Annotated in this window: 12 protein-coding genes; 2 read left to right on the forward strand and 10 right to left on the reverse strand. The window is 75.2% G+C overall.

From position 1 onward, the window contains the following. Window positions 1-581: 581 nt before the first annotated feature. Both ACLQ22_RS16475 and ACLQ22_RS16480 read right to left on the reverse strand, forming a co-directional pair. Window positions 582-1,289, reverse strand: a complete 708-nt coding sequence (locus tag ACLQ22_RS16475; RefSeq protein WP_425693063.1) for a hypothetical protein — start codon at window positions 1,287-1,289, stop codon at window positions 582-584. Between the two features lie 334 nt (window positions 1,290-1,623). Next, complete coding sequence (locus tag ACLQ22_RS16480; RefSeq protein WP_425693064.1) at window positions 1,624-2,784, reverse strand: DUF3626 domain-containing protein; 1,161 nt, start codon at window positions 2,782-2,784, stop codon at window positions 1,624-1,626. A gap of 365 nt (window positions 2,785-3,149) precedes the next feature. Between ACLQ22_RS16480 and ACLQ22_RS16485 the strand changes: the two genes are divergently transcribed. Continuing rightward, complete coding sequence (locus tag ACLQ22_RS16485) at window positions 3,150-4,094, forward strand: anti-sigma factor RsbA family regulatory protein (RefSeq protein WP_425693065.1); 945 nt, start codon at window positions 3,150-3,152, stop codon at window positions 4,092-4,094. A gap of 114 nt (window positions 4,095-4,208) precedes the next feature. Here the strand turns inward: ACLQ22_RS16485 and ACLQ22_RS16490 are convergent, their stop codons facing one another. Together ACLQ22_RS16490 and ACLQ22_RS16495 are read right to left on the reverse strand one after the other, a co-directional pair. Continuing rightward, window positions 4,209-4,838: an MBL fold metallo-hydrolase gene (locus tag ACLQ22_RS16490; protein WP_425693066.1), complete on the reverse strand. Its 630-nt coding sequence runs from the start codon at window positions 4,836-4,838 to the stop codon at window positions 4,209-4,211. Then, the gene (locus ACLQ22_RS16495) at window positions 4,838-5,923 is read right to left on the reverse strand and encodes an S-(hydroxymethyl)mycothiol dehydrogenase (RefSeq protein WP_425693067.1); all 1,086 of its coding nucleotides are present in this window, start codon (window positions 5,921-5,923) and stop codon (window positions 4,838-4,840) included. The genes ACLQ22_RS16490 and ACLQ22_RS16495 overlap by 1 nt, the downstream gene beginning before the upstream one ends. A 186-nt stretch (window positions 5,924-6,109) precedes the next feature. Here ACLQ22_RS16495 and ACLQ22_RS16500 point away from each other — a divergent pair, with 186 nt between their 5' ends. After that, window positions 6,110-6,529, forward strand: coding sequence for a hypothetical protein (locus tag ACLQ22_RS16500; RefSeq protein ID WP_425693068.1), 420 nt, complete (start codon window positions 6,110-6,112; stop codon window positions 6,527-6,529). A gap of 16 nt (window positions 6,530-6,545) precedes the next feature. Here ACLQ22_RS16500 and ACLQ22_RS16505 read toward each other — a convergent pair whose 3' ends face one another. The 6 genes from ACLQ22_RS16505 to ACLQ22_RS16530 all read right to left on the reverse strand — a co-directional run bounded on the left by ACLQ22_RS16505 (window position 6,546) and on the right by ACLQ22_RS16530 (window position 13,100). Next, window positions 6,546-7,826 (reverse strand): MFS transporter, encoded by a 1,281-nt coding sequence (locus ACLQ22_RS16505; RefSeq protein ID WP_425693069.1) that lies wholly within the window; start codon window positions 7,824-7,826, stop codon window positions 6,546-6,548. After that, on the reverse strand, window positions 7,823-8,485 hold the full coding sequence (locus tag ACLQ22_RS16510; protein WP_425693070.1) for a GntR family transcriptional regulator: 663 nt from the start codon (window positions 8,483-8,485) through the stop codon (window positions 7,823-7,825). Before ACLQ22_RS16510 ends, ACLQ22_RS16505 begins: the two co-directional genes overlap by 4 nt. 68 nt (window positions 8,486-8,553) lie before the next feature. Beyond that, window positions 8,554-9,660 carry a CapA family protein gene (locus tag ACLQ22_RS16515; protein ID WP_425693071.1) on the reverse strand — a complete coding sequence of 369 codons (1,107 nt, stop codon included), beginning with the start codon at window positions 9,658-9,660 and terminating at the stop codon, window positions 8,554-8,556. 119 nt (window positions 9,661-9,779) lie between these two features. Continuing rightward, window positions 9,780-10,700, reverse strand: coding sequence for an alpha/beta fold hydrolase (locus ACLQ22_RS16520; RefSeq protein ID WP_425693072.1), 921 nt, complete (start codon window positions 10,698-10,700; stop codon window positions 9,780-9,782). Continuing rightward, entirely contained in the window at window positions 10,697-11,623 is a 927-nt protein-coding gene (locus ACLQ22_RS16525) for an SDR family NAD(P)-dependent oxidoreductase (protein WP_425693073.1), read from the reverse strand. The genes ACLQ22_RS16520 and ACLQ22_RS16525 overlap by 4 nt, the downstream gene beginning before the upstream one ends. Continuing rightward, window positions 11,616-13,100, reverse strand: coding sequence for a flavin-containing monooxygenase (locus ACLQ22_RS16530; protein WP_425693074.1), 1,485 nt, complete (start codon window positions 13,098-13,100; stop codon window positions 11,616-11,618). Before ACLQ22_RS16530 ends, ACLQ22_RS16525 begins: the two co-directional genes overlap by 8 nt. Window positions 13,101-13,114: the final 14 nt, after the last annotated feature.

The raw sequence follows: 13,114 nt of genomic DNA on the forward strand, positions 1-13,114 counted from the left end.
GGGATGCCCTCACGTCGGCCGGACCATGTGTAACGACCGCCGGCCCGCCATCATTCCGGGCCCCGCCACACCATCCCATCGGGCGGCGCGGCCTTGCCTTGCTCGGCCGTACGCAGGGTGTAACGACCCCACCCCCGCCACGATTCCGCCCCCACGATGCCCCCGATCACATCCCCGAAACCGGACACCCGTCACCGGATGACCTGACGGGACACAAGCCAGCCCGCCCTCTTGGACAGCCACCCCCAACCCGGACACCTCACGCAAACGACTCATCGGTGAGCCGCGGAGATCTTGGTAGACGGCGGCCCCCGGAGGGGCACCTTCTTGCCAAGATCGCTCTCCACCGTCCCTGAAGGCCGACGATCATGAGGTTGGCGGCGATCTCGATCTACCTGGCTGCCGCCAACCTCATGATCGCCGAGAACGGGTCGGGAGGGCGGGAGGGGGCGGGTCGGGGAGGGCGGGAAGGGGCGGGTCCGGGTGCCCACCAAGCGGACATCGGGTCGGATGCGGGTCGCGTCGGTCGGGACGGGACCGGCCGGCCCCCGATGCGGGGACCGGCCGGTGTCGCGGTGTTGTCACCAGAGCTGGGAGACGATGTCCGCCGCCTGCTCCTCCCACTGCGCGTACGCGAAGGGGTAGGCCGAGACCTGCACGGTCTGCGCGGCGGAGGTCAGCGGCAGGTCCTGCCAGCCGCCCACGTTCTTGAGCGCGCGGAAGAACGCCTGCGAGGCGTACTCGGGGTCGGTGATCTGGTCCGGCGAGCCCCAACCCGACGACGGACGCTGCTGGAACAGGCCCTGCGAGTCGTGGTCGTTGTACGCGCCCAGGTGGCCGAGGTTGTAGAGCTTCGACTCCTGTAGCGAGGTGGCGATCCCGATGACGGCGCCCCGCTCACCCACGCCGGTCTCCTTGGCCTCCTCGATGATGGCCTTGGCGTTGGCGAGCTGCGCGTCGTCGAGCGGGATGCGCGACTGGGCGCCCTGCACGCCGTGCGGAATGAGCTCCTCGCGGCTGGGCTTGTCGGCGGACGGCTTGGTGGTGGTACCGCCGGTGGTCAGGGCCGACTCCTCGGCCGCGCCCGGCCTGCCCTTGCCGGTGGCCTGCTCGATCGCCGCCACGGCACCCTCGTGGGGCGTGGTGGTGATAGGGGCGGCCACTGCCGTCGGCCCGAAGGCGAGGCCACCGAGGGCGGCGACACCCACCACGCTCAGCGCGATCTTGCGGTTCGAGTCCTTCGAGTCCTTCGCGATGGCCGGGAGCCATCGAGTGAAGTCGTACTTCACGATGGTTGCCCTTTCGGTCAGGCGAAGCGCTCCCTGGATGAGCACTCCTTCGGGGGAAACTTCCGCGCCGGACGGGGTTTCGGTTCCGGCGGTACGGGGGACACAACCAGCCTGGCCTGTCGGGCATTCCAGATATGAACCGGTGTCGGTCGGCTGCGACACGGGTCACTCGGCGCTCGGGACGGGCGGGCACAGGCGGTCGCGTCCCGGAATCTGCCGCCGGAACCGGACGGCCGGCACGGTCCGCCGGTCGCGTCCGGACGACTCACCGACCCACCCGCGCACCCCTTTCGGGCCCGCGGGCCGGACGGCTCACCGACCCGCCCGCGCTCCCCTACGGGCCCGCGGGCCGCGGGGCCCGGTCGTCCCGGGCGGCGTGCGGGGCACCGAAGCGGACGAGGACGTGCCAGAGCTGCTTGAGGTGTTGGCGGGTGACCTCCGTCGGCCCACGGTCGGCCCAGCGGGACGGCTCCGTGACCAGCGAGGCCGCCGCGCGGCCGATCAGGGCGGCGTCGACCGGTTCGCCCGGCCGGGCGAACTCGGCGTGCACCCGGGCGGCCAACGGCGGGATGGCCGGCCCCCGGAACTCGGCGTCGATCCGGTCGACGGGCAGCGCGAACCCGGCGTGCCAGCGCAGGGCGAAGCCGTGCCGCCGGGCGATCGCGGCGAGTGTCGCCCCGGCTTCGGTGCCCCGGAACGACGGGTCGACCACCATCGCCTCCACGTCCCGGGCGAGGCTCAGCTCGCCGTGGACCTGTGCCTCGATGTAGTCGTCGAGCGCGCGACCGGCCGCGCCGGGGGCCCACACGGCGTCCTCGCGCCGGCGCAGCAGCGCCCGGGTCAGGGTCACCACGTCGCCCGGCACGCCGAGGCTGATCCCGGTGCTGTCGGTCGCGGCCAGCAGGGCCGCCAGCACCGGTTCGAAGACGTCCACGGTGCCCAGGTCACGGGGTCCGAGGTGGCTGTCGCCGAAGCAGAACGTGGTCCGCGCCAGCACCTGCGGGCGAAGCCGCAGGTGGCAGGAGCCGAACCGGGGGCACGCGCCGTCCGGATGGTCGAGCAGGTTCAGTCCGCCGTACTTAGGCCGGTCGGCGGGGCGTACGCCGGCCGTCTGGTAGGCGCCGCCGAAGAGCGTCTCCTCCCAGCGGTCCCGGTCGCCCCCGGGGTAGGCGAACAGGCCGCCGTTGGAGATGCCGGTCTCGAACTGGCTGCGGTAGACGCCCTCGGCCGCGAGGGCGTCGGCGACCGTACGCCCGTCGGCGAGCAGCCGGTCGGGGTGGAAGTTCAGGGTGAGCCGCCCGTTCCCGCCGACCGCCGCGATCAGGCGCTCCGGCCCGTGGGTGACGCCCGAGCCGGCGAGCGCGCGGGCGATGGCGGCCAGGGCGGCGGGACGTTCGCGCAGCGCCGCCTCGCGTACGTGCGCGAGGGCGGCGCGTTGGGCGGGGGTGAGTGCCGGCGCCGCGTGCGTGGCTGCCGGTTCCGTGGTGGGGCGCACGCCGACGAATCTCCCTCACGAGCGGGCGGGGACGCACCCCGTTTTCGGGTCGCCGCGCGACTCCTCGAGGAGGGTGGTCCGGAGGCCGGCCGGGGCGTCGAGGCGCGCCTCGGGCGCGACCCGGATCACGCCTGTGGGCGGGCGGTGCCCGGCCCGTGCCGGCCGGATGGGCGGCAGAGCGGCGCCGACGTTTCACCCGGTGGGCCGGCACCGGGACCGGCCATTACAGTGGGAACGCGAACTGGAAGCCGACGGATGACTGGTGGTGCGGTGGTCGAGCAGGTGCCCCGCCGGGTGGCCGCGCTGTGCCGCTACGACCGGCGGTTGCGCGAGACCCGGTTCGCCCCCAGCCTGGGACAGCCGGCATGACCGGGGTGTGGGACCCGGAGGCGGCGGGCGCCTTCGTGCACGAGGGGCTCTTCTACCACGACCCGGAGGGTCTGCTCGCGGGCACGGTGCCGTTCGTCACCGACGGGCTCGCCGCCGGGGAACCGGTGCTGGTCGCGATGCCCGGCGCCAACCTGCGGCTGGTCCGCGCCGCCGTCGGGCCCACGGACTCGGTGCACTGGGCGGACATGTCAGAGGCCGGCCGGAACCCGGGCCGGATCATCCCCTGGGTGTTGCAGGCGTTCATCGAGCAGCACGCCGGCCGCCGCGTGCGGATCATCGGCGAGCCGATCTGGGCCGGGCGCAGCGACACCGAGTATCCGGCGTGCGCCCAGCACGAGGCGCTGATCAACGCGGCGTTCGCCGGCCGCGAGGCGACCATTCTCTGCCCGTACGACGTCGCCGGGCTCGACGCCGACGTGCTGGCCGACGCGTACGCCACGCACCCGATCCTCGTCGACGACGCCGGGCGACGGCCGAGCGGGGAGTACGCCCCGGCGGACGTGGTCGCCCGCCACAACAAGCCCCTGCCGAGCCCGACGGAGCCGGTTTCGGCGCTGGTCTACGAGTTCGACACGCTGTCCACCGTGCGCCGGTTCGTGGCCGGGCACGGCGAGGCCGTCGGGCTGGACGAGGACCGGCTGGCCGACCTGCAGATCGCGGTGACCGAGCTGGCGACGAACAGCGTCGCGCACGCCGGCGGCACCGGCGTGCTGCGCGTGTGGCGCACCGCCGAGCACCTGGTCTGCGAGATCCGCGACGACGGCTGGCTGTCCGACCCGCTGGCCGGGCGGCTGACCCCGGCCGCGGACGGCATCGGCGGCCGGGGGCTGGTGATCGTGCAGGCGCTGTGCGACCTGGTCCGCGTGCACACCACCGCCGCCGGGACGACCGTCCGGATGTACGTGCGCCGTCCGGCGTGACGTCGGTCCCGCCGACCGGCAGCGACTCCCCGTGACCGGCGCGCACGACCGCCGCGAGGCCGTCCCGGACAGTCGCTGAGCGGCTGCCCGAGACCGCCCGGCGGCCGCCCTGGGTCAGTGCCCGCGGGCCAGCCACTCGTCGAGGTGGGGAGCCTCCGCGCCGATGGTGGTGCTCTCCCCGTGCCCGGTGTGCACGACCGTCTCCGCCGGGAGGGTGAGCAGCCGGTCCCGGATCGAGGCGACGATCGTGCCGAAGTCGCTGTACGAGCGTCCCGTCGCCCCCGGCCCGCCGGCGAAGAGCGTGTCGCCGGTGAACACGACGCCGAGCTGCGGCGCGTGGAAGCTGCACGCGCCAGGGCTGTGGCCCGGTGTGTGCAGCACGGTCAGCGCGGTGCCGGCCACCTCGACGGTCTGCCCGTCGCGCAGGTCCCCGCCCGGCGCCTCGTCGGGGTGCACCATGTCCCACAGCACCCGGTCGGCGGGGTGCAGCAGCACCGGGGCGCCGCTGGCCCGGGCCAGCGCCGGGGCCACCCGGACGTGGTCGTCGTGCGCGTGGGTGGCGAGGATCGCCCGGACCCGTCGGTCGCCGACGGCGGCCAGGATCGCGTCGACGTCGTGTGGGGCGTCGACGACGACGCACTCGGTGTCGTCCCCGACCACCCACACGTTGTTGTCCACGTCGAAGGTCTGACCGTCGAGGGAGAAGGTGCCGGAGGTGACGGCGTGGTCGACGCGGGCCGCCATCAGAGGACCACCACCGAGCGCAGCACGTCGCCGCGGTGCATCCGGGCGAACGCCTCCTCGACCTGGTCCAGGGCGATCTCCTCGGTGACGAAGGCGTCCAGGTCGAGCCGGCCCTGCAGGTAGAGCTCGGTGAGCACGGGGAAGTCCCGGCTGGGCAGGCAGTCGCCATACCAGCTCGACTTGAGCGCGCCGCCGCGGCCGAAGACGTCGAGCAACGGCAGGTCGACGGTCATCTCCGGGGTCGGCACGCCGACCAGCACGACGGTGCCGGCCAGGTCACGGGCGTAGAAGGCCTGCTTCCAGGTCTCGGGGCGGCCGACCGCGTCGATCACCACGTCGGCGCCGAAGCCGCCGGTGGCGGCGCGGATCGCCTCGACCGGGTCGTCGTCGCGGGCGTTCACGGTGTGGGTGGCGCCGAACTTGCGGGCCCAGTCGAGCTTGCGGGGGTCGGTGTCCACCGCGACGATCGTCGTCGCGCCGGCCAGCGCGGCGCCGGCTACCGCCGCGTCCCCGACGCCGCCGCAGCCGATGACGGCCACCGAGTCGCCCCGGGTGACCCCGCCGGTGTTCATGGCGGCGCCGAGACCGGCCATCACGCCGCAGCCGAGCAGACCGACGGCGGCGGGCCGGGCCGCCGGGTCGACCTTGGTGCACTGACCGGCGTGGACCAGGGTCTTCTCCGCGAAGGCACCGATGCCCAGCGCGGGCGTGAGCGCGGTGCCGTCGGTGAGGGTCATCTTCTGCGCCGCGTTGTGGGTGGCGAAGCAGTACCACGGGCGGCCCCGGCGGCAGGCCCGGCACACCCCGCAGACGGCCCGCCAGTTGAGCACCACGAAGTCGCCCGGCGCGACGCCGTCGACGCCCGGCCCGACCTGCTCGACGACGCCGGCGGCCTCGTGGCCCAGCAGGAACGGGTAGTCGTCGTTGATGCCGCCCTCCCGGTAGTGCAGGTCGGTGTGGCAGACCCCGCAGGACTGGATCCGCACGATCGCCTCGCCCGGCCCCGGGTCGGGCAGCACGATCGTGGTCACCTCGACCGGCGCGCCCTTGCTGCGGGAGATGACTCCCCTGACCTCCTGGCTCACGCTTCCTCCTGCTCCACGACGACGCGTCGCGCCGCCGTCCGTCGGTGCGCTGACGCGGCACCTCGATCACGTCCCTCGGGCCGAAACTACCCCCGATCGTCGCGGACGACCGGGGCCGCCGGGCGGTTATCGCGGGCGGCGAGGGGTAGGCGGGGGCACGGTTCGACAGTCGGACGGGAGTACGCCATGAGGGTCAGCCATCTGCCGCTGCGGGTCAGCATCGGCGCGTTCGTCCTCAACTCGGGGATGGGCAAGCGGTCGCTGGAGGGGGAGGCCGCGCAGGGTGTGCACGGGATGGCCGTCGGCGCCGTCCCGCAACTCGGCAGGCTCGACCCGGACCGGTTCGCCCGGCTGCTCTCCCGGGCCGAGATCGCCCTGGGCGCCGCGCTGCTCGCGCCGTTCGTGCCGTCGGCGCTGGCCGGCCTGGGGCTGGCCGCGTTCGGCGCGGGGCTGGTCCAGCTCTACCTGAGGACCCCGGGCATGCGCGAGCCGGGCAGCCTCCGGCCCACCCAGCAGGGCATCGGCCTGGCCAAGGACGTCTGGCTGCTCGGGGCCGGCCTGACCCTGGTGCTGGACGACCTCACCCACGGCCGCCGGCGCCGCTGAGGTCCCGCGCGCGCCGTCAGGAAGGGGCAGCGGCGAGTTCGCGGCGGGCCGCGTTGCGGTAGCGCAGCACCTGGACCGCGCCGAGCGCCCAGAGGACGTACTGCACGGCGAAGGCCCACCGGAAGGCGGCCAGGTCCGGGGTGGCCCGACCGGCCGGGGTCGCCAGGTCGAGCACCACGCCGACGGCCAGCACCAGCACGATCGAGGCGACGAAGCCGCCGACGTTGACGACCCCGGTGGCGCTGCCGATCCGGTTGACCGGGTTGAAGCTGCGCGCGTAGTCGAAGCCGATGAGGGAAGCCGGGCCGTTGACCGCGAGCACCAGCACCAGGGTGACCAGCAGCCAGCCCGGCGCGCGTCCCGGCCAGGCGAGCACGACGGCCCAGACCGCGGCGGTGGCGCCGGTGATCGCGAAGACCAGCACCGAGCGGTGGAACGGGTGCCGGGCGCAGAGGTGCGCGACCACCGGCCCGGTCAGCAGCATGGCGGCGGTCATCAGGGTGAGCAGCGACGCCGCCGTGGTCGGGCTGAGCCCCTGCCCCTGCACCAGGAACGGGTACCCCCAGAGCAGGGCGAACACGGCGCCGGAGAACTGGGTGACGAAGTGCGTCCAGAGCCCCAGCCGGGTGCCCGGCTGGGCCCAGGCGGCGGCGAGTTCCCGGCGGACGTCGGTGAGGGTGGGCCCCGCGCCGGCCGGGACCGGCCCGCCCGGGGTGTCCCGGACGGCGACGACGACCATCAGCAGCACGGTCGCCCCGACCGCCCCGGCGGTGAGGAAGGCGGGGGTCCAGCCCGCCGAGTGCAGCAGGAACACCAGCGGTACGGCGCCGAGGATCGCCCCGAGCTGGCCGAGCGTGCCGGTGAGCTGGGTCATCATCGGGTAGCGCCGCCCCGGGAACCACAGCGCCACGATGCGCAGCACGCTGATGAACGTCATCGCGTCGCCGAGCCCGATCAGCACGCGGGCGGCGATCGCCAGGGGCACGTCGGTGGCGAGGGCGAAGCAGAGCTGGCCGGCGACCATCAGCGCGCCGCCGGCGATGAGCAGCCGGCGGGACCCGAACCGGTCGAGCAGCACGCCGACCGGGACCTGCATCGCCGCGTACACGGCGAGCTGGGCGACGGAGAAGGTGGCCAGCGCCGAGGCGCTGACCTCGAAGCGGTGCGCCGCGTCGACGCCGGTGACGCCGAGCGAGCTGCGGTGGAACACGGCGGCCACGTACGCGGCCACGGCCACGCCCCAGACGAGGCCGCCCGCCGACCGGAGCGGGGCGACCCGCGCGGTCAGCACCCTCACCGCAGGGCCCGCAGCACGGCCGCGGCGTTGTCGATGTGCGCGGCGACGGCGGCGAGCCAGCGCCCGGGGTCGTCGGAGTCGAGCGCGGCGAGCTGGTCGGCGTGCTCGGTGAGTGCCGTCTCGGCCCAGCCGGGCGAGAGCCGGAAGCTGGCCTCCCCCATCCGCAGTTGCCGGTCGCGCAGCCGCTGGTACAGCTCGGCGAGGATCTCGTTGCCGGCGGCGTCCACGACGGTGGCGTGGAACGCCCGGTCGGCCTGCATCAGCGCGGCCAGGTCACCGGCGGCGTGCGCGTCGCGCATGTCGGCCAGCCGGGCGGCGAGGTCGCCCCGCAGCGCCGCGCGCCGGGGCCAGACCCGCTCGGCGGCGTGCAGCTCGACCAGCCGCCGAGCCTCGATCACGTCGGTGATCTCGCGGGCGGAGACCGGGCGGATCAGGGCGCCCCGCTTGGGATAGAGCCGGACCAGTCCCTCCGCCTCCAGGCGCAGCAGCGCCTCCCGGACCGGGGTGCGAGAGACCCCGGTGGCCTCGGCGATCTCCCCCTCGCTGACCAGCGACCCGCCCGGGTGGATCTGCTCCAGGATCTCGCGCTTGAGGTGCCGGTAGGCGCGTTCGGCGGCCGAGGGCGCGGCCGTCCGGCCCGGCGGGGAGGGATGCGTCATGTATCTATGGTGGGGCTCCGCCTCCTCGGCGCGCCCCGCGCCCCCGCCGGGGGTGGTGCGGGCCACCGTCAGCGCGGGTGCAGCGTCAGCAGCCCGTCGTCGTCGACGGCGAACCCGCGCGCGAACGGTGGGCCGAAGCCGCCGAGCAGCCCGGCCAGCCAGCGCGCCTCGTCGGGCGCGGCCCGCTCCAGCCGCATCCGGCGCATCCGCACCGGGGCCGCCCGCAGCCGCCGCAGCGCCCCGGTGGCCGCGTCGAGGGTCGGCAGCCAGAGCAGCCGCAGCTCCGGCCGGTACGCCTCCCGCCCGCCGATGCCCTCGTAGTCGTCGACGAGGTCGCCGCAGCCGTAGAGGACCAGCCGGTCGCGGTACACCTCGACGGGCCGGGGATGGTGCGACGAGTGGCCGTGCACCACGTCCACGCCGGCGTCGACCAGCCGGTGGGCGAAGTCGACGTGCGCGGGCGGCACCTCGTACCCCCAGTTGGTGCCCCAGTGCACGGAGACCAGCACCCGGTCCCCCGGCCCGGCCACGGCGGCGATCCGTCCGGCCAGCGCGTCCGCCGAGGCGACCGAGACCTCCGGCAGGTACGCCACCCCGGGCGCCCCGGCGGTGGCCGCCCAGGTCGGGGGCACCCCGCTGGACGGGGCGGCCACCGACCAGACGAGCAGCCGGCCGCCCGGGCCGAGCGGCACCCGGGCGGGTCGCCAGGCCGACGTCGCGTCCCGGCCGGCGCCGGCGGTGGCGATGCCGGCGTCGGCCAGCGCGTCGAGGGTGTCGGTGAGCCCGACCGGGCCGAAGTCGAGGCTGTGGTTGTTGGCCAGGGCGCAGACGTCGAGCCGGGCCGCGGCGAGGCAGTCCAGGTTCCCCGGGTGCATCCGGTAGTGGATCGCCTTGGCCGGGGCGTGCCCGCCACGGCCGGTCACCGCGGTCTCCAGGTTGACCACGCGCGCGTCGGGCCGCAGCTCGTCGAGTAGGTGGAGCGCCTCTCCCCACGGCCAGGCCGGCGGCGCCGGCCGCGGGACCGGCCCGCTGGCGGCCCGGGCCAGGTCGACGTAGTCGCGGGCGTCGCGTACCGCCGGTTCCCGCAGCTCGGGCGGGCCGGGCGTGGGCAGGATCGCGTCCACGCCCCGGCCGGTCATCACGTCGCCGCCGAGGAACAGCGTCAGCTCGGGCACCCGGCCCGCTTTCCCCGTCCCGCCGCCCCCTCACCTGCCGACGCCCGGGCGCCGCCGACCGACCGTGCATTGCCGGGACGCCGGCGACCGGCCGTGCATTGCCGGGACGCCGGCGTCGGTCAGCCGGTTCCGGCGACCGCCGGCCGGTCGCCGGGATCGCCGGCGGCGGCGTCCTCGGGCGGGGCGGCGGCGCCCGCACCGGCCTCGGCCCAGAAGCCGACGAGCAGGCGGTGGAACTCCTCGGCGCACTCGATCTGCGGCATGTGCCCGCAGTCGGCGAACAGGTGGGTGCGGGCGCCCGGCAGCCGGGACCGGGCGGCGTCGAGGTGCGCCGCCGGCAGGATCAGGTCCCGGTCGCCCCAGACGACCAGGGTGGGGACGTCGAGCCGCTCCACCTCGGCCAGCAGCTCCTCGCGCCACTGCGGGCTCACCCCGCGGAAGGTGCCGAGGCTGCGCGCGGTCTCCAGCATCACCCGGGCGGCGTACGGCTGGCGGGCGACCGCCAGGGCGTGGGCGACGCGTTCGGCGGTGGCGAAGGCCGGGTCGTGGAAGAGGGACCGCTCGGCGCGGCGGGCCGCCCACCGGGTGGGTCGCAGCAGCAGCCGGCCCAGCGGACGCAGCGCCAGCAGCCGCAGCGCGATGGTCACCTCCCGGCCGAAGCCGGCGCTGTTGACCAGCGTCAGGCTGGCCACCCGGGCCGGGTCGGACGCCGCGAGGCGCATGGCGACCGCGCCGCCGAGGGAGTTGCCGACCACGTGCGCCGGCCGGTCGACGCCGACGGCGTCGAGGTAGTGGGCGGCGAACTCACCCAGCGCCGGCAGGGTGCAGGGGCGGGCCATCGGCAGCGAGCCGCCGTAGCCGGGCAGGTCGACGCTGTGCACCCGGAACCGCTCGGCGAGCAGCTCGTGCAGCTCGGTGAAGTCGCGCAGGGTGCGGCCGATGCCGTGCAGCAGCAGCACCGGCGGCCCGTCGCCGTCGACGCGGTGGCACACCCGGCGGCCGTCCACGCTCACGTGCCGGCGTCCGGCCGGGGCGCTCACGCCGGCTCCCCGGTCGGGTCGGCCGCCGGGGCCGCCTCGGGCTGCCGCTGCGCCGGGACGGACGACCCGGTGGTGAGCCGGCGCGTGGACTCGCCCCCGACGCGGTCGAGCGCGAAGGCCACGACCCGCTGGTACGACACCGGCGCCACCCGGGCCAGCAGGTCGGGCAGCTTCGCCGACCAGCCGATCAGCACCCGGCCCCGGCGGCGGTGCACGCCGCGCAGGATCACCTCGGCGGCCCTCGCGGGGTCGATGGTCAGCAGCTTCTCGAACTGCCGGCGGCCGGTCTCGAACTCCGCGGCGGGCACGCCGCTGCCCACCCGGGCGTTCTGCGCGATCCGGGTGCGGATGCCGCCCGGGTGCACGCAGGTCACCCCGATCCCGTCGCCGGCCAGCTCCTGGCGTAGCGCCTCGGTGAAGCCGCGGACGGCGAACTTGCTGGCCGAGTAGGCGGTCTGCCCGGCCGGGGCAATGATCCCGAAGAGGCTGGAGACGTTGACCAGGTGCGCGCCCGGCTCGACCCGCAGGGTCGGCAGCAGCGCGTGGGTCAGCTGCGCCACGGCCCGGAAGTTGACGTCGACGACCCAGCTGAACTCGTCCAGGCTCACCTGGTCGAACCGGCCGCCCAGCGCCACCCCCGCGTTGTTGACCAGCAGCCGCAGCACCGGGTGCCGCCGCCGGATCTCCTCGGCCACCCGCGCGGTGGCGGCGGCGTCGGCCAGGTCGACCACGTAGGCGGTGAGCTGCCGGTCGGGGTGCGCGGCGCGGACCGCCGCAACGACGGCGTCGAGGCGCCCGGCGTCGCGGTCGACCAGCACCAGGTCGCTGCCCCGGCGGGCCAGCCCGTGCACGAGGGCCTCCCCGATCCCGCTGGCGGCGCCGGTCACCACGGCCGTGCCGCCGGTGAAGACGAACCTACGCACGGATGGTCCTCCTTTCCGCTGTGCCGGCGCGGGAGAACCGCACGCCGGGGTCGGTGAGCCGGCCGTGCCGCATCAGCAGGACGTCCCGGGGATAGTTCTGGTGCAGCCGCCACGGCGCCCGGGCGCCCTGCTTGGGCAGGGCGTCGACGCTGCGCAGCACGTAGCCGGCCGTAAGGTCGATGATCGGCTCCAGCTCGCCGTCGGGCGGCGGCAGCGGGGTGACGACCTGCTGGCCGGTGCGGTCCAGGTGCCGCAGCAGCCGGCAGACGTAGGTGGCGACCAGGTCGGCCTTCAGCGTCCACGAGGCGTTGGTGTAGCCGAGGGTCATCGCGAAGTTCGGCACCCCGGAGAGCATCATCCCCTTGTAGGCGACGGTGCCGGGCAACTCCACCTCGGCGCCGTCCACGGTCAGCGTCATGCCGCCGAGGGCCAGCAGGTTGAGCCCGGTGGCCGTGACGACGACGTCCGCGGCCAACTCCTCACCGGAGGCGAGCCGGACGCCCCGCTCGGTGAAGGTGTCGATGGTGTCGGTGACCACCGACGCCCTCCCCCGCGCCAGCGCGGTGAACAGGTCGCCGTCGGGCACCACGCACAGCCGCTGGTCCCAGGGGTCGTAGCGGGGCGAGAAGTGCCGGTCGACGTCGTAGCCGGCCGGCAGCCGGCCCTGGGCGGCGCGCAGCAGCAGCTTCCTGACCAGGGCGGGGGCGCGCCGGCTGAGCTGGAAGTTGGCGGTGGAGAGCAGGACGTTCTTCCAGCGCACCACCGGATACGCGGCCTTCGCCGGCAGCCAGCGCCGCAGCGCGTCGGCCAGCACGTCGCGCGAGGGCAGCGCGATGACGTACGTGGGTGAGCGCTGGAGCATGGTCACGTGGGCGGCGCGCTCGGCCATCGCCGGCACCAGGGTCACGGCGGTGGCTCCGCTGCCGATCACCACCACCCGCTTGCCGGTGTGGTCGAGGTCCTGCGGCCAGTGCTGCGGGTGCACGATCCGCCCGGCGAACCGGTCGGCGCCCGGGAAGTGGGGCGTGTAGCCGGCGTCGTAGCGGTAGTAGCCCGCGCAGGTGAACAGGAAGGAGCAGGTCAGCGCGACCGTCTCGCCGGTGTCGTCGCGGTGGGCGTGCACCGTCCAGCGGGCGCTCGCGCTGTCCCAGTCGGCCCGGAGCACCCGGTGCCGGAAGCGGATGTGGTCGGTGACGCCGTACTCGTCGGCGGTGCGGCGGACGTATTCGCGGATCGAGTCGCCGTCGGCGATGGCCTTCGGGTCGGTCCACGGCTTGAAGGAGTAGCCGAGGGTGAACATGTCGGAGTCCGACCGGACGCCGGGATAGCGGAACAGGTCCCAGGTGCCGCCGATCGCGTCGCGGGACTCCAGCACCGCGTACGTCTTCTCGGGGCAGTGGCGGCGCAGGTGGCAGGCGGCGCCGACGCCGGACAGGCCGGCCCCGACGATGAGCACGTCGACGTGGTCGGTGGCCATCTCGTCTCCCGTCC

Source organism: Micromonospora sp. DT178 (genome assembly GCF_049841695.1).
In the GTDB taxonomy this organism is placed as follows: Bacteria; Actinomycetota; Actinomycetes; order Mycobacteriales; family Micromonosporaceae; genus Micromonospora.

Bases quoted from the DNA above. Each gene is read 5' to 3' on its own strand.
- ACLQ22_RS16485 (WP_425693065.1), top strand. From the start codon at position 3,150: ATGACCGGGGTGTGGGACCCGGAGGCGGCGGGCGCCTTCGTGCACGAG.
- ACLQ22_RS16490 (WP_425693066.1), bottom strand. From the start codon at position 4,838: ATGGCGGCCCGCGTCGACCACGCCGTCACCTCCGGCACCTTCTCCCTC.
- ACLQ22_RS16530 (WP_425693074.1), bottom strand. From the start codon at position 13,100: ATGGCCACCGACCACGTCGACGTGCTCATCGTCGGGGCCGGCCTGTCC.
- ACLQ22_RS16510 (WP_425693070.1), bottom strand. From the start codon at position 8,485: ATGACGCATCCCTCCCCGCCGGGCCGGACGGCCGCGCCCTCGGCCGCC.
- ACLQ22_RS16500 (WP_425693068.1), top strand. From the start codon at position 6,110: ATGAGGGTCAGCCATCTGCCGCTGCGGGTCAGCATCGGCGCGTTCGTC.